The 24,207-nt window shown below is 69.2% G+C and carries 26 protein-coding genes; 16 read left to right on the top strand and 10 right to left on the bottom strand.

Annotated features, from left to right (window positions below):
* The first annotated feature begins 90 nt into the window (after positions 1 to 90).
* From fabG to ACFYPC_RS17100, 3 genes are all read left to right on the top strand, one after another.
* Positions 91 to 810 carry a 3-oxoacyl-[acyl-carrier-protein] reductase gene (gene fabG, locus ACFYPC_RS17110; protein ID WP_388676347.1) on the top strand — a complete coding sequence of 240 codons (720 nt, stop codon included), beginning with the start codon at positions 91 to 93 and terminating at the stop codon, positions 808 to 810.
* 5 nt (positions 811 to 815) lie between these two features.
* Positions 816 to 1,583, top strand: a complete 768-nt coding sequence (gene fabI, locus ACFYPC_RS17105) for an enoyl-ACP reductase FabI (RefSeq protein WP_388676344.1) — start codon at positions 816 to 818, stop codon at positions 1,581 to 1,583.
* Positions 1,584 to 1,734: 151 nt separating this feature from the next.
* The gene (locus ACFYPC_RS17100) at positions 1,735 to 2,082 is read left to right on the top strand and encodes a hypothetical protein (RefSeq protein WP_388676342.1); all 348 of its coding nucleotides are present in this window, start codon (positions 1,735 to 1,737) and stop codon (positions 2,080 to 2,082) included.
* Here the strand turns inward: ACFYPC_RS17100 and ACFYPC_RS17095 are convergent.
* Positions 2,066 to 2,773, bottom strand: coding sequence for a FadR/GntR family transcriptional regulator (locus ACFYPC_RS17095; protein WP_388676340.1), 708 nt, complete (start codon positions 2,771 to 2,773; stop codon positions 2,066 to 2,068). The two genes, ACFYPC_RS17100 and ACFYPC_RS17095, sit on opposite strands and share 17 nt — an antisense overlap.
* Positions 2,774 to 2,849: 76 nt before the next feature.
* Between ACFYPC_RS17095 and ACFYPC_RS17090 the strand changes: the two genes are divergently transcribed.
* The 4 genes from ACFYPC_RS17090 (at position 2,850) to ACFYPC_RS17075 (ending at position 5,616) form a co-directional block, all read left to right on the top strand.
* A complete protein-coding gene (locus ACFYPC_RS17090; RefSeq protein WP_388676338.1) occupies positions 2,850 to 4,205 on the top strand; it encodes a CynX/NimT family MFS transporter in 1,356 nt (451 codons plus the stop codon).
* 156 nt (positions 4,206 to 4,361) lie between these two features.
* Complete coding sequence (locus ACFYPC_RS17085; RefSeq protein WP_365444689.1) at positions 4,362 to 4,478, top strand: SGM_5486 family transporter-associated protein; 117 nt, start codon at positions 4,362 to 4,364, stop codon at positions 4,476 to 4,478.
* Positions 4,479 to 4,683: 205 nt separating this feature from the next.
* Positions 4,684 to 4,899, top strand: coding sequence for a hypothetical protein (locus ACFYPC_RS17080; RefSeq protein ID WP_388676335.1), 216 nt, complete (start codon positions 4,684 to 4,686; stop codon positions 4,897 to 4,899).
* 198 nt (positions 4,900 to 5,097) lie between these two features.
* Positions 5,098 to 5,616, top strand: a complete 519-nt coding sequence (locus tag ACFYPC_RS17075) for a SixA phosphatase family protein (protein WP_388676331.1) — start codon at positions 5,098 to 5,100, stop codon at positions 5,614 to 5,616.
* Positions 5,617 to 5,743: 127 nt separating this feature from the next.
* On the opposite strand, the gene serB is transcribed toward ACFYPC_RS17075, so the two are convergent.
* Positions 5,744 to 6,955 carry a phosphoserine phosphatase SerB gene (gene serB / locus ACFYPC_RS17070; RefSeq protein ID WP_388676328.1) on the bottom strand — a complete coding sequence of 404 codons (1,212 nt, stop codon included), beginning with the start codon at positions 6,953 to 6,955 and terminating at the stop codon, positions 5,744 to 5,746.
* Positions 6,956 to 7,138: 183 nt separating this feature from the next.
* Positions 7,139 to 8,908 carry a streptophobe family protein gene (locus ACFYPC_RS17065; RefSeq protein WP_388676325.1) on the bottom strand — a complete coding sequence of 590 codons (1,770 nt, stop codon included), beginning with the start codon at positions 8,906 to 8,908 and terminating at the stop codon, positions 7,139 to 7,141.
* Positions 8,909 to 9,148: 240 nt separating this feature from the next.
* Here ACFYPC_RS17065 and ACFYPC_RS17060 point away from each other — a divergent pair, with 240 nt between their 5' ends.
* Positions 9,149 to 11,638, top strand: a complete 2,490-nt coding sequence (locus ACFYPC_RS17060; protein WP_388676322.1) for an FHA domain-containing protein — start codon at positions 9,149 to 9,151, stop codon at positions 11,636 to 11,638.
* A gap of 83 nt (positions 11,639 to 11,721) precedes the next feature.
* Here the strand turns inward: ACFYPC_RS17060 and ACFYPC_RS17055 are convergent, their stop codons facing one another.
* The 3 genes from ACFYPC_RS17055 to ACFYPC_RS17045 form a co-directional block, all read right to left on the bottom strand.
* Positions 11,722 to 12,474 (bottom strand): transglycosylase SLT domain-containing protein, encoded by a 753-nt coding sequence (locus ACFYPC_RS17055; protein WP_388676320.1) that lies wholly within the window; start codon positions 12,472 to 12,474, stop codon positions 11,722 to 11,724.
* 299 nt (positions 12,475 to 12,773) lie between these two features.
* Positions 12,774 to 13,859 carry an S-adenosylmethionine:tRNA ribosyltransferase-isomerase gene (locus tag ACFYPC_RS17050; protein WP_388676318.1) on the bottom strand — a complete coding sequence of 362 codons (1,086 nt, stop codon included), beginning with the start codon at positions 13,857 to 13,859 and terminating at the stop codon, positions 12,774 to 12,776.
* Positions 13,856 to 14,551: an SDR family NAD(P)-dependent oxidoreductase gene (locus tag ACFYPC_RS17045; RefSeq protein WP_388676316.1), complete on the bottom strand. Its 696-nt coding sequence runs from the start codon at positions 14,549 to 14,551 to the stop codon at positions 13,856 to 13,858. The genes ACFYPC_RS17050 and ACFYPC_RS17045 overlap by 4 nt, the downstream gene beginning before the upstream one ends.
* A 189-nt stretch (positions 14,552 to 14,740) precedes the next feature.
* Here ACFYPC_RS17045 and ACFYPC_RS17040 point away from each other — a divergent pair, with 189 nt between their 5' ends.
* The 4 genes from ACFYPC_RS17040 to ACFYPC_RS17025 all read left to right on the top strand — a co-directional run bounded on the left by ACFYPC_RS17040 (position 14,741) and on the right by ACFYPC_RS17025 (position 17,379).
* Positions 14,741 to 15,919, top strand: coding sequence for a GAF domain-containing sensor histidine kinase (locus ACFYPC_RS17040; RefSeq protein WP_388676314.1), 1,179 nt, complete (start codon positions 14,741 to 14,743; stop codon positions 15,917 to 15,919).
* Positions 15,912 to 16,553, top strand: coding sequence for a response regulator (locus tag ACFYPC_RS17035; RefSeq protein ID WP_388676311.1), 642 nt, complete (start codon positions 15,912 to 15,914; stop codon positions 16,551 to 16,553). Before ACFYPC_RS17040 ends, ACFYPC_RS17035 begins: the two co-directional genes overlap by 8 nt.
* A 144-nt stretch (positions 16,554 to 16,697) precedes the next feature.
* Entirely contained in the window at positions 16,698 to 16,943 is a 246-nt protein-coding gene (chpE, locus tag ACFYPC_RS17030) for a chaplin ChpE (protein ID WP_388676308.1), read from the top strand.
* Positions 16,944 to 17,139: 196 nt separating this feature from the next.
* A complete protein-coding gene (locus ACFYPC_RS17025; RefSeq protein ID WP_388676305.1) occupies positions 17,140 to 17,379 on the top strand; it encodes a chaplin in 240 nt (79 codons plus the stop codon).
* 246 nt (positions 17,380 to 17,625) lie between these two features.
* Here the strand turns inward: ACFYPC_RS17025 and ACFYPC_RS17020 are convergent, their stop codons facing one another.
* A complete protein-coding gene (locus ACFYPC_RS17020) occupies positions 17,626 to 18,414 on the bottom strand; it encodes a hypothetical protein (RefSeq protein WP_388676302.1) in 789 nt (262 codons plus the stop codon).
* A gap of 121 nt (positions 18,415 to 18,535) precedes the next feature.
* Here ACFYPC_RS17020 and ACFYPC_RS17015 point away from each other — a divergent pair, with 121 nt between their 5' ends.
* The 3 genes from ACFYPC_RS17015 (at position 18,536) to ACFYPC_RS17005 (ending at position 20,933) form a co-directional block, all read left to right on the top strand.
* Complete coding sequence (locus ACFYPC_RS17015; RefSeq protein ID WP_388676299.1) at positions 18,536 to 19,327, top strand: ABC transporter ATP-binding protein; 792 nt, start codon at positions 18,536 to 18,538, stop codon at positions 19,325 to 19,327.
* 93 nt (positions 19,328 to 19,420) lie between these two features.
* The gene (locus tag ACFYPC_RS17010; RefSeq protein WP_388676296.1) at positions 19,421 to 19,855 is read left to right on the top strand and encodes an NfeD family protein; all 435 of its coding nucleotides are present in this window, start codon (positions 19,421 to 19,423) and stop codon (positions 19,853 to 19,855) included.
* A 130-nt stretch (positions 19,856 to 19,985) separates the two neighbouring features.
* Positions 19,986 to 20,933 carry an SPFH domain-containing protein gene (locus ACFYPC_RS17005; RefSeq protein ID WP_385737353.1) on the top strand — a complete coding sequence of 316 codons (948 nt, stop codon included), beginning with the start codon at positions 19,986 to 19,988 and terminating at the stop codon, positions 20,931 to 20,933.
* A gap of 67 nt (positions 20,934 to 21,000) precedes the next feature.
* Here the strand turns inward: ACFYPC_RS17005 and ACFYPC_RS17000 are convergent, their stop codons facing one another.
* The 3 genes from ACFYPC_RS17000 to ACFYPC_RS16990 all read right to left on the bottom strand — a co-directional run bounded on the left by ACFYPC_RS17000 (position 21,001) and on the right by ACFYPC_RS16990 (position 23,015).
* The gene (locus tag ACFYPC_RS17000) at positions 21,001 to 21,507 is read right to left on the bottom strand and encodes an HNH endonuclease (protein WP_266825462.1); all 507 of its coding nucleotides are present in this window, start codon (positions 21,505 to 21,507) and stop codon (positions 21,001 to 21,003) included.
* 145 nt (positions 21,508 to 21,652) lie between these two features.
* The gene (locus ACFYPC_RS16995) at positions 21,653 to 22,192 is read right to left on the bottom strand and encodes a YbhB/YbcL family Raf kinase inhibitor-like protein (RefSeq protein ID WP_388676293.1); all 540 of its coding nucleotides are present in this window, start codon (positions 22,190 to 22,192) and stop codon (positions 21,653 to 21,655) included.
* Between the two features lie 40 nt (positions 22,193 to 22,232).
* Entirely contained in the window at positions 22,233 to 23,015 is a 783-nt protein-coding gene (locus ACFYPC_RS16990; protein ID WP_388676290.1) for a sporulation protein, read from the bottom strand.
* A gap of 181 nt (positions 23,016 to 23,196) precedes the next feature.
* Here ACFYPC_RS16990 and ACFYPC_RS16985 point away from each other — a divergent pair, with 181 nt between their 5' ends.
* Positions 23,197 to 23,838 carry a DNA-3-methyladenine glycosylase gene (locus tag ACFYPC_RS16985; protein WP_388676287.1) on the top strand — a complete coding sequence of 214 codons (642 nt, stop codon included), beginning with the start codon at positions 23,197 to 23,199 and terminating at the stop codon, positions 23,836 to 23,838.
* The last annotated feature ends 369 nt before the right edge of the window (positions 23,839 to 24,207 follow it).

The raw sequence follows: 24,207 nt of genomic DNA, 5'->3' as shown, positions 1-24,207 counted from the left end.
TTCTCCGCAAGCCGGGCGGGACCGATAGGTTTTCGAGTAAGGCGCCTGCCCTGTGCAGGGGCTTCGGACCGTTATCGAAAGGGTGATCCGTTGAGCCGCTCGGTTCTCGTCACCGGAGGCAACCGGGGCATCGGCCTCGCCATCGCCCGCGCGTTCGCCGAGGCCGGTGACAAGGTCGCGATCACGTACCGTTCCGGCGAGCCACCGGCCGCTCTCACCGATCTGGGCTGCCTCGCGGTGAAGTGCGACATCACCGACTCCGAGCAGGTGGAGCAGGCCTACAAGGAGATCGAGGCCGAGCACGGTCCGGTCGAGGTGCTCGTCGCCAACGCCGGGGTCACCAAGGACCAGCTCTTGATGCGTATGTCCGAAGAGGACTTCACGTCCGTCCTCGACACCAACCTCACGGGCACCTTCCGTGTGGTGAAGCGGGCCAACCGAGCCATGCTGCGTGCCAAGAAGGGCCGCGTCGTACTGATTTCCTCGGTCGTGGGGCTGCTCGGCTCCGCGGGCCAGGCGAACTACGCCGCCTCCAAGGCCGGCCTGGTCGGCTTCGCGCGCTCGCTCGCCCGTGAACTGGGCTCGCGCAACATCACCTTCAATGTCGTCGCACCCGGTTTCGTCGACACCGACATGACCAAGGTGCTCACCGACGAGCAGCGTGCCGGCATCGTGAAGCAGGTGCCGCTGGGCCGCTACGCGCGGCCCGAGGAGATCGCCGCCGCGGTGCGGTTCCTCGCCTCGGACGAGGCTTCGTACATCACTGGAGCCGTCATTCCTGTCGACGGCGGATTGGGCATGGGTCACTGATCACCATGAGCGGAATTCTCGAGGGCAAGCGCATCCTGATCACGGGTGTACTGACGGAGTCCTCCATCGCCTTCCACGCCGCCAAGCTGGCCCAGGAGCAGGGCGCGGAGATCATCCTGACCGCGTTCCCGCGGCCCACGCTGACCGAGCGCATCGCCAGGAAGCTCCCCAAGCCGACCAAGGTCATCGAGCTCGACGTCACCAACGACGAGCACCTCGCCCGCCTGGCCGACATCGTCGGCGAGGAGCTGGGCAGCCTCGACGGCGTCGTGCACTCCATCGGCTTCGCGCCGCAGGACGCCCTGGGCGGCAACTTCCTCAACACCCCGTTCGAGTCGGTGGCCACCGCCATGCACGTCTCGGCCTACTCCCTGAAGTCGCTGACCACCGCCTGTCTGCCGCTGATGCAGAACGGCGGCTCCGTCGTCGGCCTCACCTTCGACGCGCAGTACGCCTGGCCGCAGTACGACTGGATGGGCCCGGCCAAGGCCGCCCTGGAGGCGACCAGCCGCTACCTCGCCCGCGATCTGGGCAAGCAGAACATCCGCTGCAACCTGATCTCCGCGGGCCCGCTCGGCTCGATGGCCGCCAAGTCCATTCCCGGCTTCACCGAGCTCGCCGCCGTGTGGGACAACCGCTCCCCGCTGGAGTGGGACCTCAAGGACCCGGAGCCGGCCGGCAAGGGCATCGTCGCACTGCTGAGCGACTGGTTCCCGAAGACCACCGGCGAGATCATCCACGTGGACGGCGGTCTGCACGCCATCGGTGCGTGATTTCTCCTGCGCGGCCGGCGCCCCGTTTCCCGCAGGGCGCGGGGAGCGGGGCGTCACCCGTTAGGCCTATTTGACGGGCATCCGGGGCTGCTCACCACGCACGCTGGGAGGACGCACCGCCCCGCAGCCGTACGGCCGAGGAGGTCCCCTTGTGCGCCTGTCCCGCCGCCGTTTCGCCCCGGTGTTCGCCGCTGTCGCTCTCGTGACGGCTCTGCCGTCGGACGCCGTGCCCCACGCGCGCGTGGAATCCGACATCCCGGCCGTGCAACAACCCTTCGGCGCCGAGTGCCGCACCACGGTCACCGGTTCGCATGCCGTCGCGTACTGCCACAACCCCTATGTGGACACCGATCGCGTACGCCTGCACATCGAGTGCGACCGCTGGTGGGACATCGACAGCGACGGCGCCCCCGTCGGCGCGGGCCCGGCGGAAACCGTACGGCTGACCGGCCGGTGCTGGAAGGAGATCCGGTCGGCTTGGGTCAGCCACCAGAAGTGACGACCGGGCCCTGTGGGTTGAGCCGTCCCGGGCGGCACAGGAACGGATAGCTCGCGGCCTCTGTGGCAGCCGCCTCGGCGTCGCCCGCACGGATCGCGTCCACCAGCCGCGCGTGGTCCATGTGCGTCTCCGGCGTCAGCTCCTTGCCGACGTCCTCGCGCAGCCAGTCGCGCAGTACTTCGCCCAGGTCGGCGTACATCGACGTCATGACGTCGTTGTGGGCTGCGGCCACCACCGCCAGATGGAGTGTCGCGTCGGCGGTCACGAAGGCCTCCGCGTCGCCCGACTCCCAGGCCTCCTCACGGCGTAGGAGCAGGCCGTCCAGTTGTTTGAGGTCGCGCTCGGTGCGCCGCTCGGCGGCCAGCTTCGCGGCGCTCGACTCCAGCGTGGCGCGGAGCTCGGCGATGTGCCGCGGATCGGCGTCCGCGAAGCGGCGGTGCATCACGCCCGCCAGTTCGCTGGTCGTCACCACATAGGTGCCCGAGCCCTGCCGGATGTCGAGCAGGCCGTTGTGCGCGAGCGCGCGGACGGCTTCGCGGACCGTGTTGCGGGCGACGCCCAGCTGCTCGACGAGCTCCGGCTCGGTCGGGATGCGGGAGCCCACCGGCCACTCGCCAGAGGTGATCTGGTTCCGCAGCTCGGCGATGACCTGCTCGGACAGTGCCGAACGGCGAGGGTGACTCAGCGGCATGACGGTCCTTCGAACGGGGCCGGAGGCTCCGGAGACTAACGCAAGGGGATTGGACAACCAATCATCCCATGATTCTATGATGGGCGACATGGTGAGCGAGGAGACCCGGACGATGTCGGCCACACCCGTACGCAGCTCCGCAGGCACCGGGACGGAGACCGAGAGCGAAACGCCCGCCACGCGCGCGTGGATGACGCGTCTGGTGGTCGTCGCGATCGTCCTCACGGCCCTCAACCTGCGGCCCGCTATCACGAGCCTCGGCGCTCTCCTGGAAGAGGTACGCGACGGACTCGGCATGAGCGGCAGCGTCGCCGGGCTGCTCACCTCCGTACCGCCGCTCTGTTTCGCGGTATTCGGGGTGATGGCGCCGCGGCTCGCCCGCCGTTTCGGGGCCGGCGCCGTCGTCTGCGCGGGCATGGTCGCCATCGCGACGGGTCTGGCGATCCGGCCGTACGCCTGGAACACGGCCGGTTTCCTGGCCGCCACCGCACTCGCGCTCATGGGCATCGCCGTCAGCAACGTGCTGATGCCGGTGATCGTCAAGAGCTGGTTCCCGGAGCGGGTCGGCTCCATGACCGGGCTCTACTCCATGGCCCTCGCACTGGGCACCGCGGCCGCGGCGGCCGTGACCGTTCCCATGACCGGTGCCCTGGGCGGCGGTTGGCGGGCCGGGCTCGTGGTGTGGGCAGGGCTGGCGGCGGTGGCCGTACTGCCGTGGATACCGCTCGCAGGCGTGCGGGGGGCCGACGAGAGCGCTCGGCGGGGGTCTTCCGTGCCCGGTGCGCGAGGTCCTTCGGGGTACGGGGCTTCCGGCCAGGACCCGCAGGTGCCCGACGGGCTGCGGATCATCCGGAGCCGTACCGCCTGGGCGCTCGCCGTGTTCTTCGGGCTTCAGGCCACCGCCGCGTACATCACGATGGGGTGGATGGCGCAGATCTTCCGCGACGCGGGAGTCGCCGCCGGCACCGCGGGGCTGCTCCTCGCCGTCACGATGGTGATGGGCGTGCCGCTGGCCTTCGTCATACCCCGCCTCGCCACGCGCCTGCCCCACCAGGGACCGATCGTGGTCGCCCTCGGCGTCTGCGGCCTCGCCGGATACGCGGGCCTCTACCTCGACCCCGCAGGCGGCGCCTGGGCCTGGGCCCTGCTGCTCGGCGTCTCCAACTGCGCCTTCCCGCTGGCTCTCACGATGGTCGGCATGCGGGCCAGGACGGGGGCGGGCGTGGCCAAGCTGTCGGCCTTCGCGCAGAGCGCCGGTTATCTGATCTCCATTCCCGGACCGCTCCTGGTGGGCGTGCTCTACCAGCACAGCGGCGGCTGGGGGCTGCCCCTCGCGCTCATGGCCGGGCTGATGATCCCGCAGATCGGGGTGGGCATCCTCGCAGGCCGCGACCGTACGGTGGAGGACGAGGCCGCGCGCCGAACTGTCTGATGAGAGATCCGGACGGGCTGATGCGAGATCCGGACGTGCCCGGAGGGATCCGGACGTGCCCGGAGAGATCCGGACGTGGCCGGAGGGATCCGCTCCCGTTCGTGAGGTGATGACCCCACCCGTGATGGGGCGGGCGAAGGGTGCGAGACTGGCCGTATGCCAGTGCTCGATCCGAACCCCCAGAACGGCCAGAAGAAGATGCTGCTCGTCTTCGGCACGTTCCTCGCCATCACCGTGATCATCGGCATCATCGCGACGATCGCCTCACCCTGACCAAGGCGCCGCCAGTGGGTCCGGCGGGGTCTTCGCGGGGGCACGCCCGGCGTCCGTGGTGGTGCTGGCCCCACCATCCCCTAGGGGGTGAGTGTCAGGGTCAAGTGGGTGGATCACCGGATGGGTTGGGGGCCCCGGATTCCGTAACTTCGAACTGTGACCGCGAGGACGCGGCCACGAACCACTCGAAGACCACGGAGGCGGCATGTCGGCCCCTACGCACCCCCGGCTCCATCCGGCGGCCAAGGGCCGCATCGACATCCGGTTGCCCTGGTGGGCCCTCGCGCTGCCGATGCTCGCCTTCGTCACCCTGCTGCTCCTGATACTCAATCCGGTGGACGCGCACGCGGCGGGCGGCAGCCCCGCGATCACGGACGTCTTCGAGCGCGTGCAGCAGACGGTGCTGAACCAAGCGCCGTGATCTGCGAGGCAACACGCATCCTGCCGGCCCCGCATGCCACCAGGTGCCAGGATTCACGCCGCCACCAGGCGTGGTGACCGCCTGCCCCACGCGCCGTCAACCGCCTCGCCTCCTCGCCCAGGAGCCCCTGTCACCCCTCCCGGGGCAGCGACTCAACTCCCTGCGCCCCATGGCGTGTTTCATGCGAAGCTGGGACACATGAGCGTCGCAGAACCCCGCAGGATTGTCCTCTTCCGGCATGCGAAAGCCGACTGGCCACAGGTGTCCGATCACGAGCGGCCGCTCGCCGACCGGGGCCGCAAGGACGCAGCCGTCGCCGGACGCAAGCTGGCCGATACCGGCATCCCCTTCGATCTGGCCCTCTGCTCCACCGCGGCTCGGACCCGCGAGACCTGGAAGCTCGCCGTCCATGAGCTCCCGCACCGGCCGAAAACGGTCTATGAGGAGCGGCTCTACGAAGCCTCGCCAGGCGAGTTGATCGCCCTGCTCAACGAAACCCCCGAAGACGCGCAGAACGTAGTCCTGATCGGCCACAACCCAGGAGTGCAGGGCCTCGCCGAGATCCTGGCCGGACAGGCCGAGGGCGACGCCCGCACCCGGATGAACGGCAGGGGATTCCCCGCCGCCGCCTTCGCGGTGCTCTCCTTCGACGGCTCCTGGAAGTCCCTGGAGCCCGGCGCGGCCACGCTGATCGACTACTGGGCACCGAGCGACTGACCGGACCCGGCCAGGAGACAGAGAGGGGCCCGGCACCATCCCGGTGCCGGGCCCCCTCGCGAGCGAGCGTCTGAGCTCAGTAGCTCTTGGGCTCAGTAGCTCTCGAGCTCAGCAGTAGCTCTTGAGCTCAGTGGTCGTCCATGTGCATGTCAGCCGCCTCGACCTCTTCGCGCGTGACACCGAGCAGATACAGAACGGTGTCCAGGAAGGGGAAGTTCACGGCGGTGTGTGCGGCTTCGCGTACGACCGGCTTGGCGTTGAACGCGACGCCGAGACCTGCCGCGTTGAGCATGTCGAGGTCGTTCGCACCGTCGCCGATCGCCACCGTCTGGGCGAGCGGCACACCCGCCTCGGCGGCGAACCGGCGCAGCAGCCTCGCCTTGCCCGCGCGGTCCACAATCTCGCCGGTGACCCTGCCGGTCAGCTTTCCGTCGGCGATCTCCAGGGTGTTGGCCTGCGCGAAGTCCAGCCCGAGCCGTTCCTTGAGGTCATCGGTGATCTGTGTGAACCCGCCGGAGACGACGCCGACTTGGAAGCCGAGCCGCTTCAGCGTACGGATCAGCGTGCGCGCGCCCGGCGTTAGCCGGACCTCGTCGCGCACCTTGTTCACCACCGAGGCGTCCAGACCCTTCAGGAGCGCCACGCGCGCGTGCAGCGACTGCTCGAAGTCCAGCTCGCCGAGCATCGCGGCCGCCGTCACCTCGGCGACCTCCTTCTCGCAGCCGGCGTGCGCGGCGAAGAGCTCGATCACCTCGTCCTGGATGAGCGTCGAGTCCACATCCATCACGACCAGGCGCTGAGCCCTGCGGTGCAGCCCGGCCGCGACCACCGCGACATCGACTCCGAGCCTCGCGGCCTCCGGTGCCAGAGCGGTACGCAGCGTCTCGGTCTGCGTACCGGACACGGCGAACTCGACGGCTGTCACGGGGTACTTGGCGAGCCGGAAGATCCGGTCGATGTTTCCGCCGGCCTTCGTGATCCGCGCGGCGATCGCGGCCGTCGACTCCGCGGTGAGGGGGTGCCCGAGCACGGTGACGAGCGAGCGCCCCAGTCCGCGCGGCCGGTTGTCACCGAGGCCGGAGATGATCTCCGCCTGCATCTTCATCGACTCCGCCCAGCTGTGGACGGTCGACCGCAGATCACCTTCGAGCCCGCCGGGCGGCTCGGTCACGAGCGCGCACAGCACCATCCGGCCGCGGGTGACGACCTGCTCGATGTCGACCACGTCGACGGAGTAGGCGGCAAGAGTGTCGAAGAGGCCGGCCGTGATCCCCGGCCGGTCCTTGCCGAAGATCTTGACGAGAAGTGTGGGGACATCAGAGGTCTGCGATGCGCTCATGGTGCTATCCACCGTATCGGGCACCCTGAGGCTCCGCCCCTGAGGTCCGCCCTGCGGACAGGAAACACTGGGTGTCCGCTTCGTAGCGTGGGCATGTCCCAGCAGCGACGCTCACGCCGGGCAGTGATCAACCCATGCCCGTCGAGTCCGGTCCGGTCCCCTCCGCTCTGGTCCGGTCCGGGGTCAGTCCCGGCCCCGGGGGCTCCCGGGTGGCGGCGGCCCTTCCCCGGGCGGGGGCGGGGGCGGCGGAGGAGGGGTACCCCGCGACTGCGACCGCCGTTTCGACGGCGCGGGTGGCGGTGTGTACGGCCCGATCACCGTCGGCGCGCCGTACACATCGGGCGGCCGCGCCCGCTCGGCGGGCCGGCTGTCCTCGGGCTCCCGCAGTTCGTCGGGCAGGCGCAGATACGGATTGGTGTCCGGGTTCGGCGCCCGGTGCGGCGCACTCGGGCTGTACGGTCCCGGCTGCCGGGGGAATTCCGCGGGCCCCTGAGCAGCCGGAGCAGTGGCGCCACCCCGCGCGAGCGGCGCCGCCCGGTGCCCCGCGGCTCCGCTCGCGTACGCCAGCAGCGCCCCCACCGCTCCCGCGCCCGCACCCCACAGGGCGCCGAGCAGCAGCGCCATGCCCGGCTGCCCGCGCAGTTCGATCCCCGCGCCGAACGCGTCGAAGCCGAGCACCGACAGCGAGGCGTCCACGGACACCTGCGTCAGCCACCCCAGCAGCGGCAGTGCCAGTGCCGTCACGATCCCGAGCCGAAGAGCGCAGCGCCCCGCGAAACCGAGAGCACTCTGTCCCCGTACATCCGCACCACCCGGTCCTGCGGCGACTGCGGCATCCCGCGCCCGTACAAACGGCGTACGCGCGGCGGCGAGAACGCCCGCGAACAGCATCGTCATCGCGGCCGCGACGCCCAACAGCCAGACCCGGCTGTCCAGTTCGGCGAGACGGCCCAGGGTGATCGGCTGGTCGGAGCTGATGCCGAGCAATTCATCCACTGGGTCGGGCAGCAGCTTGGCGAGTTCGCCCGTGGCCTGTCCGTCCACGGGTACGAGGAGGCCGACGGGGATGCCGAGCCAGACGCCGTTGGGTGCGCCGAGCAGGGCAGCGCCCGCGATCCGCTTGGGATTCTCGTCGCCGACCGCCGCGTACGCCGCCGCCGCGAACCCGGCCAGGACCGCCACCAGCAACACCGTGACCAGCGCGGACGCGGCCGGCCGCACCACCCGGTGCACGGAGTCCCAGCCGGGCGGCAGCGGCGTACGACGAGAGGCGAGCAGCGCGATCACCAGGATCCCGGCAGCCCAGACCGCGCCGCCGAGCAGCGTCGGCACGGTGTCGACGGTGAAGCCCACGGCCGCCTGCGCGTCCACGAGGTCGCCGATCTGGTCGGGCAGCAGCCCGCCGATGTCCCCGATGTCCCCGAGCCCGCCGGGGAGTTGGTCCGTGATGCCGCCCGCTCCGTCGGCGCCCGGCAGCTGGTCGAGACCCAGTTCGCTGCCGTCGATGGTGATGATGTCGTGGCCGGTCCAGGCAAGCCCGCCGAGCATCGCCACGAAGAGGGCGATCACCGATGCCGTGCGCGCGAGTAGCTCGGACGGCGCGATCACAGCTCCCGCTCCGCGCAGGGATCGTAAGAAGAACCACGACAGCAGGAGCGCGCCCACGAGGCCCACGCCAAGTGGCGTGATCTGTATGGCCGTGGTGGCCTCCGCTCCGGTCAGGCCGAAGGCCGACACATCGCCGGACGGCGTGACCGAACCACCCGCCCCGAGTGCCACAACCGCCGCCGTCATCGGCCCCAGGGAGGCCGCCGCGTCCGCGCCGAGCAGATGCAGACCCAGCGCGGCCGTGCCCGCCATTCCGATCAGTGCCCAGCTCACAGCGGCGACCGCGGACAGCAGCACGTCTCCCCACGGCACCCCCCTGCCGTGCTCAGCGGTCTCGATGCTCATCATCAGCCCCCCGATCCGCGCCGCGGCGAGCCACCGCGCATGTCCCCCTCGCGTGGGATTACCACTCTCCGGTCCGGTTTCAACCCCGTCAACGGAAACGGGCAACCCGCCCGTACTCACCCTTCACGACACCCGACTTTCGGTCAGGGGGCTCCAACTGAAATAGTTCCCCAGGATGTTCGACATCCCTAAACTCCCTGTGATGGGGCAACTTCGGGGGACAACTCAGTGGGGCATGGAGTGCCAGAACTCGTACTGGAACTGAACGGAAGGACCTGGACGCTCGACGCGTCCAGGCCATACACCCTCGGACGTGATCCGCAGGGGGACATCGTGCTCGACGACGCCAGGGTGTCCTGGCGGCACGGCACGATCAACTGGGACGGCCGCAGCTGGGTCATCGAGGACCACGGCAGCACCAACGGCACGTTCGTGCAGGGGCAGCGGATCCATCAGATGGAGATCGGCCCCGGCTCGGCCGTGCACCTCGGCAACGCGACCGACGGACCGCGTCTGAACCTGTCCGGCGCCGCGGCCGCGGTCGCGCAGCCGCGACAGCAGCCGCTCGCCGCGCAGGGCGCGAACCCCGGCTGGGCGCAGCCGCCGCAGCAACAGGCTCCGGAGCAGAGCTGGCAGCGGCCGCAGCAGGCTGCGAACATCCCGCCGCAGCAGGGTTCCGGTGATGGCGCGGGGGCACCACCGGTCTACGGCGACCGCAGCCCGACCACGTTCCACCAGTTCTCGCTCGGCCGCGTGATGCGAATCGGCCGTGCCCTGGAGAACGAGCTGGTCGTCTCGGACCTGCAGGTCTCGCGCAATCACGCGGAGTTCCACGCGACGCCGGACGGCCGCTACGAGATCCGCGACCTCGGCTCGCACAACGGTACGTACGTCAACGGTATGCCGATCGCCAAGGGCGGCACGGCGCTGCTCGGCCCGAACGACATCGTCGGCGTCGGCCACTCGACGTTCCGCCTCGTCGGCGACCGCCTCGAGGAGTTCGTCGACACCGGTGAGATCTCCTTCTCCGCCCGCCACCTGACGGTGACGGTCGACGGTGGCAAGCAGATCCTCAAGGACGTCTCCTTCGGCGTACCCGAGAAGTCGCTCGTCGCGGTCATCGGCCCCTCGGGCTCCGGCAAGTCGACGCTCCTCAAGGCGCTCACGGGCTACCGCCCCGCCAACGAGGGCGACGTCCTCTACGACAACCGGAACCTGTACAAGCAGTTCGCCGAGCTCCGCCAGCGCATCGGTCTGGTCCCGCAGGACGACATCCTGCACAAGGAACTGACCGTCAAGAAGGCCCTCAAGTACGCGGCCAAGCTCCGCTTCCCCGCCGACACCACGGCGCAGGAGCGCGACGCCCGTATAGACGAGGTGCTCCGCGAGCTGAAGCTGGACATCCACAAGGAGAAGAAGGTCACCTCCCTCTCCGGTGGCCAGCGCAAGCGTGTCTCGGTGGCCCTGGAGCTGCTCACCAAGCCGTCGCTGATCTTCCTGGACGAGCCGACCTCAGGACTCGACCCGGGTATGGACCGCGACGTCATGCAGCTCCTGCGCGGCCTCGCCGACGACGGCCGTACGGTCCTCGTCGTCACGCACTCCGTGGCCGAACTCGCCATCTGCGACAAGCTCCTGGTGATGGCTCCGGGCGGCGCGGTCGCCTACTTCGGTCCGCCCGAGGAGGCACTCAACTTCTTCGGCTACGAGACCTGGGCCGACGTCTTCTCCTCCTTCGAGAACTACCGCGACTACGACTGGGCGGGCCGCTGGAAGGGCTCGCAGCATTACCAGATGTACGCGGCGGACATCGACGCCGTCGCCGCGCAGTCGGTACACATGCCACCGCCGCAGGCGATGCGGCCGCCGAAGCCGCAGGGCTGGCTGTCCCAGCTCTCCACGCTGATCAGACGTTATGTATCGGTGATCGCGTCGGACAAGGGCTTCCTGGCGCTGACGGTGATCCTGCCGCTCGTCCTCGGCTCGGTCAGCATCCTCATCGACCAGGGCGACAACCTGCTTCCCCGTTTCAACAAGTCGGGCGTGAACCAGGGCAACGCCACCGCTCAGACGGTCCTGCTGATCCTCGCCGTCGGCGCGTGCTTCGCCGGCGCGGCCAACTCCGTCCGAGAGCTCATCAAGGAACGGGTGATCTACGAGCGGGAGCGCGCGACGGGCCTGTCCCGCTCGGCCTACCTGATGTCCAAGGTGATCGTGCTCGGGGTGATCACCATCCTGCAGGGCGGTCTGGTCGGAGCCATCGGCTTCGCCACCCGTGAGGTCCCGAAGGAGGGTCTGTTCCTCGGCAGCATGACGAAGCTGGAACTCACCATCCCGATCATGGCGCTGGGCTTCGCCTCGATGATGTTCGGCCTGGTCATCTCCTCGCTGGTGAAGACGGCCGAGAAGACCATGCCACTGCTCGTCATGTTCGCGATCGTCCAGGTCGTGTTCACGGGCTGCCTGTTCGCCCTGAACGGCGCGATCGGCGTCAACCAGTTCTCGTACCTGATGCCGTCGCGCTGGGCGGTGGCCGCGGCGGGCGCCACGCTGGACTTCAACGTGCTCAGCCCGAACAAGGACGACCCGACCAGCACGGACCCGTTGTGGGACCACACCATGGCCACGTGGACCCTCGACATGGTCGCCCTCATCGCGCTCGCTGTGGTCTGCGGCTTCCTCGTGGCACGCTTCCTGCGCCGCCACGAGCCCGAGGTCATGCGCAAGTAAGCGCGCGGGCACGACCGAAGGGCGGCACCCCAGCCGGGGTGCCGCCCTTCGGCGTACGTGTCGCAGCTCCGCGCCCGGACTGCTCAGTACGCGCCGTTGACGTTGTCGATCGAGCCGTACTTGTCCGCCGCGTAGTTGGCGGCGGCGGTGATGTTGGCGACCGGGTCGTACTGGCTCCAGGCCGTGCCGGCGACGTGATACGCGTCGAAGGTCGGCTTGATCACCTGGAGCAGGCCGATCGACGGGGTGCCGTTCTGGGCGTTTATGTCCCAGCCGTTGATGGCGTTCGGGTTGCCCGTCGACTCGCGCATGATGTTGCGGTACAGACCGTCGTACGTACCCGGGATGCCGTTCTTCGCCATGATGTCGAGGGACTGGCGGATCCAGCCGTCGAGGTTGTTGGCGTACGTCTTCGCGGCGACGGTCTCGGCCTGGATGCGCACGGAGGAGCGGCTCGCGGCCTGCTTCTTCGCGCGTGCGTCCGCGGCCTTCTTCTTGGCGGCTGCCTCGGCGGCAGCCTTCTTCTTGGCCGCCGCGTCGGCGGCCTTCTTCGCGACGTCGGCGGCCGCCTTCTGCTTCGCGGCGATGTCCTGCGTCTTCAGGTCGGCGCCGGCCAGCTGGTCGGTGACGCTGGCCTTCACGTCCTTGATCTGCTGGTCGCTGTAGGCGACCTGGGCCGAGGAGACGGCGGCGTCGCTCGTGGTGGTCCCGGCGTTGCCCGGCACCAGCGAGAACGCGAGGGCGGCGGCACCCAGGGTCGCGACACCGGCGATCGACAGTTTGTGGGTCTTGGTCAGCTTGGGACTATGACCAGGAGTGGTGGTGTTCTTGGGCATGACTGATGGACCTCTTCGAATAGCGCGGAGGTCGCTCCCGGTCCGGGTGGGGACAGAGTGTTTCCGGAACAAACGCCGCGGGGCGGAACCCGCGGCGCTGAGCGACGGAGGCCATTCTTAGCGGCCGCAAAAACCTGTGGCAAAGGTGTGACGTACGAAGCCCGATAGTGGACCCTGGAAGGGCAAAACGGGACAGACTGTCACGCCTTTCCCGCTCACGAAGGTCCCCTTTATCTCCTATGCCCCTTCGTACGTGATGTGCGCCCTATGCGCGGGGTCACACCGGCCACCCGCCAGTCTCACCAGCAGTTGCTGGAGCAATGCCCAGAGTGAGGGCTCTTGTCCGGAAGAATGAGGTGCACGTCCCCGAACTCGTGCCAGAGGTAGAGCCCGCTCAGCGCAGCGTCGTAGCTGCGGTTCACGGCAGCCCTTCCCGCGATCGCCTCCAGCATCAGCAGATGCGAGGCCTCCGGCTCATGCAGCCCCGTCAGTAGCCCGTCGACGACCCGCACGCCCCTCTCCGGGGTCACCACGAGGTCCGTCCAGCCCTTCCGGGGCAGGACCACCCCGTCAGGCTCCGCCGCGGACTCGACGGCGCGTACGGCCGTCGTGCCGACCGCGACGACCCGGCCCTCTCCTGCTTTCGCCGCGTTGATCAGCCGGGCCGACGCCGGCGGCACCTCGTACCTCTCCGGATACGGCGGCTCGTGCGCCTCGGCCGACGCGACCCCGGTGTGCAGCGTGATCGGCGCGAACTGCACGCCCCGGCTCACCAGCTCCGCCACCAGACGCGGGGTGAAGGGCCGCGCGGCACTCGGCATCTCCGCGCTGCCGTCGCCGTCGTCGGACGGCAGCGCGAACACCGTCTGATAGACGGACAGCGGCTGGTCCCTCTCCGTATAGGAGTAGCGAACAGGACGCCCGTGCCGACGCAGCAGCCCGAGGACGTCCGCGTCAGGCACCCGCCCCCACCACAGCCGCAGACTGCGTGCGGTCAGCGGCTCCTCCAGCACCAGCCGTACGCCCCCGGGGAGGCGCACCTGCGTTCCTGCCGGCCCGCCCGCACGCGCACGCGTGGTGCCCCTTCCGTCGGGATCCCGCAGCTCGACGGCCCACCGCCCGTCATCACCGCGCGTGGAGAAATGCACCACTACGCGCGCGTGCCCGATGTTCCCGTCGACGGCCGCGGCCAGCGTCGCAGAGGTGTTGACCACGAGCAGGTCCCCGGCCCTCAGCTGCCCCGGAAGTTCCACGAACTCGTGGTGCGAGACCTCGGTGCCCCGCGAGACGAGCAGCCGCACCGAATCCCGGTCGAGCCCCGGCCCCCGCTGCTCGGCCGGCACCCGCGCCAGCCGCTCCTCCGGAACCCGCAGAGCGGTCGTCATCGGGTCTCCAGCAGAGCGGGAGCACCGTACCGACCGCTGGCCGGACGCCGGTCCAGCAGTCGCAGAAAGGCCGGAACCACACTGGCCGGCTCCGGCCGCGGACCGTCGTCGTCCGGTACGGCGGCCGCGTACAGGTCCGTGCCCATGTCGCCGGGGTCGACCGCCCAGACCCGCAGGCCGGGCTCCTCCTCGGCGAGTACCGCCGACAGATGGTCGAGCGCGGCCTTCGACGCCCCGTACCCGCCCCACGTCTCGTACGCCTCGGCGGCCGCGTCCGAGCTGATGTCGATGACCGTGCCCGTCCGCGACGCCCGTAGCAACGGCAGCGCCTCCTGGATCAGACCCAGCGCGGCGACCACGTTGACCTCCAGAGCCCGCCGCAAGCCGTCCAGCGACAGCCCCTCCAGAGGTACGAGCGGTTCCGCGCCCAGCGCGCTCGCGTTGTTCACCAGAAGGTCGACGCCTCCGAGCTTCCGGGCCGCCGCCACCAGCTCGGCGCGGTGCCCGGCATCCGTGACATCCCCGGGCAGCGCCTCCACCCGCGTCCCGTACGCGGACAGCGCCACCGCCGTCTCCTCCAGCACCCCCGCGGTCCTGGCGTCGAGCACCAGATCCCAGCCGCGCTCGGCCAGGGCCGCGCCGAGCGCCCGCCCCAACCCCTTCGAAGCCCCTGTGATGATCGCTACCGGCATGCCCCACACGTCCCCTCGTCCTCGGCCGCCTTGCGTCGGCGGTGACCTCAACGTAGGAACCGGACCGCCCCCGCCGCCTCGTACACGGGTCGCGAAGATCAGGGGTCCTTTGCCCTAGGCCCACCGGCCTAGGCAGCGGCGGCCACAGGTCGGATACGGGTTGTCACACCCCGCAGGTACGTTGGGGTCATGAGCCAAGGCCCCCGGTCCGGTCTGTACGCGGTGAGTTCCGCGCTGCTGGCCATGAGCAGGCACCTCGAGGTGCGCGACGTCCTCAAGACGATCGTCGCCTCGGCCCGCGAGCTGCTCGACGCCCAGTACGCGGCGCTCGGCGTCCCGGACGACCACGGAGGCTTCGCCCAGTTCGTCGTCGACGGCATCAGCGACGCCCAGTGGAAAGCCATCGGCCCGCTCCCGCGCCAGCACGGCATCCTCGCCGCGATGCTCCACGAGGCCCGCCCCGAGCGCCTCTCCGACGTCCGCAAGGACCCCCGCTTCGAGGGCTGGCCCGGCGCCCACCCCGACATGTCCGACTTCCTGGGCCTGCCGATCCGCGACGGCGACGAGGTCATCGGCGCCTTGTTCCTCGCCAACAAGCTCCGTCCGTCTGGAGAGCTCCCCCCAGACCCCCGGAGCCCCGAACCGGAAGGCACTTGCGGCTTCACCGAGGACGACGAGGAACTCCTCACGATCCTCGCCCAGCACGCGGCGATCGCCCTGACGAACGCCCGCCTCTACGAGCGCAGCCGCGAGCTCACCATCGCCGAGGAGCGCTCCCGGCTCGCCCACGAACTCCACGACGCCGTCAGTCAGAAGCTCTTCTCCCTGCGCCTCACCGCACAGGCCGCCGCGACGCTCGTCGACCGCGACCCCTCGCGCGCCAAGGGCGAACTGCAGCAGGTGGCCGCGCTCGCCGCGGAGGCTGCCGACGAACTGCGCGCCGCCGTCGTCGAGTTGCGCCCCGCCGCCCTGGACGAGGACGGGCTGGTCGCCACACTGAGCACCCACATCCAGGTCCTCGACCGTGCCCACTCCGCGCGCGTGACCTTCAGCAGCTGCGGTGTACGGGCGCTGCCCGCCTCCCAGGAGGAGGCCATGCTGCGCGTCGCCCAGGAAGCCCTGCACAACGCGCTGCGGCACTCGGGTGCGGCTCAGGTGGACGTCACCCTTGAGCGGGACGGACAGGGCGCAGTCCTGCGTATCACCGACGACGGCAGAGGCTTCGAGCCGACCGCGATCCGCAGTGCGGGACGCCACTTGGGCCTGGTCTCCATGCGTGACCGGTCGAGCGGGGTCGGCGGCACGCTCACGGTGAAATCGGCGCCCGGCAAGGGCACCACGATCGAGATGGAGGTTCCTGGTGGCTGACGCAATCAAGGTGCTGCTCGTCGACGACCACCAAGTGGTCCGCCGGGGCCTGCGCACGTTCCTGGAGGTTCAGGACGACATCGAGGTGGTGGGAGAGGCGTCCGACGGCGCCGAAGGAGTCGCCCGCGCCGAGGAGTTGAAGCCCGACGTCGTCCTCATGGATGTCAGGATGCCGGGCATGGACGGCGTCGAGGCGCTGCGCAAGCTCCGTGAACTCACCAACCCCGCGCGCGTGTTGATCGTCACCAGCTTCACCGAGAAGCGCACGGTGGTCCCGGCCCTGCGCGCGGGCGCCGCCGGGTATGTGTACAAGGACGTCGACCCCGACGCCCTCGCCGGCGCCATCCGCTCCGTGCACGCCGGGCACATCCTGCTCCAGCCCGAGGTGGCGGGTGTCCTGCTCTCCCAGGAGGAGGCCAACTCGGGCCAGGGAAGAGGCGGTTCGCTCACCGAGCGGGAGCGCGAGGTGCTCGGCCTGATCGCGGACGGCCGCTCCAACCGCGAGATCGCCCGCGCGCTCGTCCTCTCCGAAAAGACCGTCAAGACGCACGTTTCGAACATCCTGATGAAACTCGACCTCGCCGACCGCACCCAGGCCGCGCTGTGGGCGGTACGGCACGGTGCGGCCGGGTGACCGGCAATTCGGAAGGTCCCGCTCCGGGCTGAGATTCATACCGTCGTGTGTATGTCCCTCGGATGGCGCAACCTCTGTGGATCTCGGCCGTTCTCCAGTGCGTGCTGCGGGACTTGCCGCAGTGGTCGCTAGGAGGGCTTAGAAGTGAAGAACCTGAAGAAGGCCGCAGCTGTCACGATGGTGGCGGGTGGCCTCGTCGCCGCCGGTGCCGGTTTCGCCTCCGCCACGGACGGCGCGCAGGCGGACGGCAAGGCCCTGGGCTCGCCGGGCGTCATCTCGGGCAACGCCATCCAGGCCCCGATCCACATCCCCGTGAACGCGGTCGGCAACAGCGTGAACGTCATCGGCGTTCTCAACCCGGCATTCGGCAACCTCGGCCTCAACAACTGAGGTCCTTACCGGACCGATCATGACAACCGGCCTCCCGGGTGCCCTCGGGGGGCCGGTCGGGTTGTCCGCTCGTCGGCCCAATAGGCCGAATGGGCAGTTCGGTGAAGTCCCCCGTGTCGTAAGGGGCATTACGGGCGTTGCTCAGCGTACGACCCGCGGCCGGGTCGGATCCGCAAACGCAGGAGGAACGCTTCTCATGAACATCGCCAAGAAGGCAGCCGTGGCCCTCACCGTCGCCGGGATCGCCGCCGGTGCCTCTGCCGGTGCCGCTGTCGCCGACGCGGGTGCCGAGGCCGCAGCCGTGAAGTCGCCGGGCGTCGCCTCCGGCAACGCCGTCCAGGCCCCGATCCACATCCCTGTGAACGTGGTCGGCAACAGCGTGAACGTCATCGGCCTGCTGAACCCCGCGTTCGGCAACACAGGCGTGAACGACTGACGTCCGCCCCATTCGAGAAGAGCCCCGCGCCCGGAAACGGCATGCGGGGCTTTTTCTTTCAGCCCGTCCGGCGTGCGAGGACGAGCGCGCACCGTCCCGACCCGTGGGCATCGCGGTTTCAGCCCGTCCGGCGTTCGAGGGATCAGGGGTCTGGGAGCGGAGCCCCCAGGAACAAGGGCCGGGCCGGCCCGAAGGGGGCGAAAAACCTTCCCGCCGACCCCGCCACGGGGCAACAAAGCCCCCCGCTCAGCGAACCCCCCGCTCCCGCTCCTCCACAAACGCGTTGTACGCCGCCACCTGCGCCCGCCGCCCCGTCCGTTCCACCGGTCGCAACGCCTCCGCCCGAGCTGCCATCTCCGAAGCGCTCACCGCCCCGCCATGCCCGTTCTCCTGCGCGACCGAGATCAGCAGTCCCACCCGCTGGGCAAGCTCCAACACCCGTACCGCACGTGGCGGATACCCAGGAGCCAGTACCTCCCGCCCGCGCTCCGCCCGAGCCCGGTACGCCTCCACCGCCGCCTCGGCGACCGGCCCCGACCCCGCCACGTCCAGCCGCGAAAGCATCTCCGTGGCGTCCCGCAACGCCTCCGCCAGCTCCCGCTCGGCCTCCCCGAGGGACGGCACATCGGCCGGCGGCGCCTCCCGTACGGCGAGGCAGTGCCAGACGACCTCGACGTGCACATCGCCGTCGGGACCGGCCTCGTACACCTCGGGGACGAGCCCGAGTGCCACCCCGTGGCAGACGACGGCCTCCTCGGCGTCGAGAGCGCGCGCGTTGAAGTCCGGCGGTCCGCTGAGCCCCAGCGGGTGCCCGGGAGCGGGCAGCGCGACCCGCAGCCCGGTCACCCCGAGCGCGCGCAGCCGGCCGAGAGCGAGCGTGAGACCGACGGGCCCCACCTCGCCCGGCAGCCCCTCGACCCGGTGCACCGCGTCCTCCCCGACAATGGCGAGGACCGCGTCATCCGGTGAAACAAGTCCGGCCAAAAGGGCGTTTCCCCAGGCGGCCAGTCGTCCTGAGCGTGGTTCCGAGAGCATGCCTCCACCCTAAGGACCGGCCGATGGAATGGAGCGGCCGACCGGTGGCGTAGGTTTTCCCTGGGGGCTGCGTCCACAGACGTAAGCGACGGCCGAGACTGCAATGGGAGACAACGCGCTCATGAGCGATGTACTGGAGCTGGAGGACGTATCCGTGGTCCGCGAGGGCCGGGCTCTGGTGGACCAGGTCTCCTGGTCGGTCAAGGAGGGCGAGCGCTGGGTCATCCTCGGCCCGAACGGCGCCGGAAAAACGACCCTCCTGAACCTCGCCTCCAGCTACCTCTTTCCCAGCCAGGGCACCGCCACCATCCTCGGCGAGACCCTCGGCAAGGTCGACGTCTTCGAGCTGCGCCCGCGCATCGGCATGGCCGGTATCGCCATGGCCGAGAAGCTCCCCAAGCGCCAGACCGTCCTGCAGACCGTGCTCACGGCCGCGTACGGCATGACCGCCGGCTGGCACGAGGACTACGAGGACATCGACGAGCAGCGCGCCCGTGCCTTCCTCGACCGCCTCGGCATGAGCGACTTCCTGGACCGCAGGTTCGGCACGCTCTCCGAGGGCGAACGCAAGCGCACCCTCATCGCCCGCGCCCTGATGACCGACCCCGAGCTGCTGCTCCTGGACGAGCCCGCCGCGGGCCTCGACCTCGGCGGCCGCGAGGACCTCGTACGCCGTCTCGGCCGCCTCGCCCGCGACCCGATCGCACCGTCCATGATCATGGTCACGCACCATGTCGAGGAGATCGCCCCCGGCTTCACCCACGTCCTGATGATCCGTCAGGGCAAGGTGCTCGCCGCGGGCCCCCTGGAGCTCGAACTCACCTCGCGCAACCTCTCCCTCTGCTTCGGCCTCCCACTCGTCGTGGAACAGGTCGGCGAGCGCTGGACCGCGCAGGGCCTGCCCATGTCCTGACCGCGCAAACCCCCAAAAGCCCCCGGTAAGAAGCCTGTTCCAACCTGATCGGCGCCCTGTCCGCGGCAGGTCCCGCGGACCTACCATGACCATGTGGACGACATAGACGCATGGGTGTGGTGGCTGATCGCCGCGGCCGGACTCGGTATTCCGCTCGTCGTGACCGCGATGCCCGAGTTCGGGATGTTCGCGGTGGGCGCCGTCGCCGGCTCCGTCACAGCGGGCCTCGGAGGCGGTGTCGTACTCCAAGTCGTCGTCTTCGTCGCCGTATCGGTCGCGCTGCTCGCCGTCGTACGCCCCATCGCGGCCCGGCACCGCGCACAGCAGCCCCAACTCGCCACGGGCATAGAAGCGTTGAAGGGCAAGCAGGCGGTGGTCCTCGAGCGGGTCGACGGCTCGGGCGGCGGCCGGATCAAGCTCGCCGGGGAGATCTGGTCGGCCCGCTCCCTCGACGCCGGAGTGGCCTACGAGGTGGGCCAGGAGGTGGACGTCGTCGATATCGAAGGCGCCACGGCGATCGTCATGTGACCTCGTACGACGCAAGTGAACCGAACGCCCCACAGCACAGACAACTGTCTGTCACACTCGTCCAGCAAGATCTTCAACAACCATAAGATCTTCAGGAATTACCGAGCGGAGAAGGGTACGGGGAGCAACGATGGAACCGATCATCATCGTCCTGATCATTCTGGTGGTGTTGGTCTTCATCGCCCTGATCAAGACCATCCAGGTGATCCCACAGGCAAGCGCGGCCATCGTCGAGCGCTTCGGCCGCTACACGCGCACGCTGAACGCCGGACTGAACATCGTCGTCCCGTTCATCGACTCCATCCGCAACCGCATCGACCTGCGCGAACAGGTCGTCCCGTTCCCGCCGCAGCCGGTGATCACCCAGGACAACCTGGTCGTCAACATCGACACCGTCATCTACTACCAGGTGACCGACGCCCGCGCCGCGACGTACGAGGTCGCCAGTTACATCCAGGCGATCGAGCAGCTCACCGTCACCACCCTGCGCAACATCATCGGTGGCATGGACCTGGAACGGACCCTCACCTCCCGCGAGGAGATCAACGCGGCCCTGCGCGGCGTCCTCGACGAGGCAACCGGCAAGTGGGGCATCCGCGTCAACCGCGTCGAGCTCAAGGCGATCGAGCCGCCCACCTCCATCCAGGACTCGATGGAGAAGCAGATGCGCGCGGACCGCGACAAGCGCGCCGCGATCCTCACCGCCGAAGGTATCCGCCAGTCCGCGATCCTCACCGCCGAAGGTGAGAAGCAGTCCGCGATCCTGCGCGCCGAAGGTGAGGCCAAGGCGGCCGCCCTGCGCGCCGAGGGCGAGGCCCAGGCCATCCGTACGGTCTTCGAGTCCATCCACGCCGGAGACGCCGACCAGAAGCTCCTCGCCTACCAGTACCTCCAGATGCTCCCGAAGATCGCCGAGGGCGACGCCAACAAGCTCTGGATCGTGCCGAGCGAGATCGGCGACGCACTCAAGGGACTCAGCGGCGCCATGGGCAACTTCGGCCCGATGGGCGGGAATTCGGGCGGGAATTCGGGCGGCGGCGGCACCGAGCGCCGCGAGAAGCCGTCCGTCACCGACTGACGAACGCGCATGTACGTGACTGGGGCCCGCCTTCCGAAGAAGGCGGGCCCCAGTCACGTACGACGAACTACGCGGCCGGCTGCACAAGCCACTGCGGCAGCGCGTCGAAGTCGTCCCGGCCCAGCGCCAGCAGCATCGCGTCCGCCGGCGTCGGCTCGAACGGCTGCCGGAGCAGCGGCATACCCGCCTGGTCCGGCGTACGGGCCGCTTTGCGGTGATTGTCCTCCGCGCACGAGGCGACCGTGTTCAGCCAGGAGTCCTGACCGCCCTGCGCCCGCGGCACCACGTGGTCCACTGTTGTCGCCCGCCTGCCGCAGTAGGCGCACCTGTGCCTGTCGCGGATCAGCACACCGCGCCTCGACCACGGAGCTTGTCTTCGGAACGGCACCCGGACATAGCGGCAGAGCCTGATCACCCGGGGCACGGGTATGTCGAGCGCGGCTCCGCGCATACGCAGTTCGGGGTGGGCCTGCTCCACGACAGCCTTGTCCTGCAGCACCAGGACGACGGCTCGGTTCAACGTCACCGTCGACAGTGGCTCAAAGCTCGCATTCAGCACCAGCGTGTCCCGCATCCAGCCCACCTCCTCTGCGCACAAGCCCACTCCCCGGCGGGCTTGGATCAACTCTGGCCGGGCACGCCGAGATGGACAACGCAATAAAAAATGCCCGCCTCTGATCAATTCCAAGACCAGAGACGGGCAAACGTTCCATGAACCCTCAGCTGTCCGCGCCTGCCGCGTACTCGGCGATCAGCTGGGCTCGCGCCAGGGTGTGGAACCGCAGATTGAAGCCCACGACCGCGGGCGACGCATCCGCGTCGGGACCGAGTTTCTCCTGGTCCACGGCGTACACCGTGAAGACGTACCGGTGCGCCGGATCCCCGGGCGGCGGCGCGGCGCCACCGAAGTCCCTGGACCCGTAATCGTTGCGCACCTGGACCGCGCTCTCGGGCAACCCTTCGAACTTGCCGGTGCCCGCACCGGTCGGCAGCTCGGTGACCGAGACCGGAATGTCGAAGACGGACCAGTGCCAGAACCCGCTGCCCGTGGGGGCGTCCGGGTCGTAGCAGGTCACGGCGAAGCTCTTGGTCTCCGGTGGGAAGCCCTCCCAGCGGAGCTGCGGCGAGGTGTTCCCCGCCGCGTAGACCTGAGCGTCCTTGAGCGTCGCACCCTGTTCGGCATCATCGCTCGTGACCGTGAACGACGGCACGGGCGGATGGAAGTCGTGGGGGAGCGGCGGCCGCTTGAGTTCGGTCACCTCGGTACCTCCTGATCGGTGTGACGGTTCCCGGCCGAGCCTAGAACCAGCTGCGCTTGCTGCCGACTTCCGACAGCCACTGATTCAGGTACGCGGCCCAGTCCGTGCGCTGGTAGTCGTGCAGCCCCACCTGGAAGGAGCGGAACGAGTCGCTGCCCTCACTGAAAAGGCCCGGCTTCTTGTCCATCTCCAGGATGACGTCCATCTCGCGGTCGTCCGCGACGAAGCTCAGCTCCACCTGGTTCAGCCCGCGGTACTGCGACGGCGGGAAGAACTCGATCTCCTGGTAGAAGGGCAGCTTCTGTCGCGTACCCCGGATGTGACCGCGCTCCAGGTCCGCGTTCTTGAAACGGAATCCCAGCTGGATGAACGCGTCCAGGAGCGCCTGCTGCGCCGGCAGCGGGTGCACGCTGATCGGGTCCAGGTCGCTGGAGTCGATGGCACGCGCGATCTGCAGCTCGGTGGTCACCCCGATGTTCATCCCCCGCAACGGCTGACCGTCGATCGTCGTGATCGGCGTCTCCCACGGGATCTCGAGGCCGAACGGAACCGCGTGCACACCATTGGCCTGCAGTTCGAAGGCCCCACCGAGCCGCAGCTTGGTGAACTCGACGTCCTGCTTGTACTCCTGGTCCTGGCCCTCGACCTCGACCTTGGCCTGCAGACCGACCGAAAGACCCTCGATCGCCTGGTTCACGGACCCGCCCTGGATCCGCACCTCCCCCTGGACGACGCCGCCCGGAACAGTGTTGATCTCGGTCAGGACCGTCTCGACCGAAGCCCCACCGGCCCCCAGGCTCGCAAGCAGCCGCTTGAACCCCATGTCACTTCCTCCCCAGGCAACGCCTGTTCTGTCCTGTGTCTGCTGTTTGCTGTCTGTCTGGATTCCTTGATCCGTACAAACGCAATCCGACCGCCGCCGGTTCCGCGCCCTCACCCTTCCAAGGGAGCCGCCCCCTGACCACCCCGCCGACACGCACCCATCTGGACTACGCTCGTACGCCATGATCACGGCCCCTGACCGTACGCCCCTCACACGCGACTTCTTCGACCGACCTGTACTGGACGTAGCCCCCGACCTTCTGGGCCGCGTCCTGGTACGCAGCACGCCGGACGGCCCGATCGAGGTCCGCCTCACAGAGGTCGAGGCGTACGACGGCCCGAACGACCCCGGCTCACATGCCTATCGCGGCCGCACACTCCGCAACGACGTGATGTTCGGTCCACCCGGACACGTGTACGTCTACTTCACCTACGGCATGTGGCACTGCATGAACCTGGTGTGCGGTCCCGAGGGCAAGCCCTGTGCGGTCCTGCTGCGTGCCGGCGAGATCACAGAGGGCGCAGAACTCACCCGCAAACGTCGAATCTCGGCCCGAAATGACAAGGAACTGGCCAAAGGACCTGCCCGCCTGACCACAGCCCTGGACGTGGACCGCACCCTCGACGGCACCGACGCCTGTGCCCCCGAGGGAGGTCCCCTGACCCTCCTCACGGGCACTCCCGTCGACCCCGACCAGGTGCGCAGCGGTCCCCGCACGGGCGTGGCCGGCGACGGGAGCGTTCACCCCTGGCGCTTTTGGATCGCCAACGACCCGACGGTGAGCCCCTATCGGGCCCATGCGCCGAGGAGCCCCCGAACTTGACTCGCCCCTGGGGGGTCCGTAAGGTAGCCCGAGCCGCTTGAACCGGTTACGGCGTTCAGCCAGCAGCCGAGAGCAGCCAACCCACTATCTACGACTCCCCTCGACGGGGGCGAAATCGGCGTGCCTGCATGCCGTAATTCGAACTCGCGGAACTCGATTATGAGTTGCTGAGGGAGTCGGCTAACGTAGTGAATGTCGAAAGGCCGCGACGCGAAAGCGCCGAAAGGCTTCAGGCAAATCCCGCCGACTGGGAATCAGGCCCGAAAGGATCTGATAGAGTCGGGAATGCAAGACCGAAGGGAAACGCCCGGAGGAAAGCCTGAGAGAGTCTCTCGGGTGAGTACGAAGGAAGTGTCCGTTCCTTGAGAA

Origin of the sequence: Streptomyces sp. NPDC005808, assembly GCF_042871385.1 — a bacterium.
Taxonomy (GTDB): Bacteria; Actinomycetota; Actinomycetes; order Streptomycetales; family Streptomycetaceae; genus Streptomyces.
The sequence above is the reverse complement of the archived record's forward strand: the minus strand, read 5'-3'. Positions and strand labels throughout refer to the sequence as shown.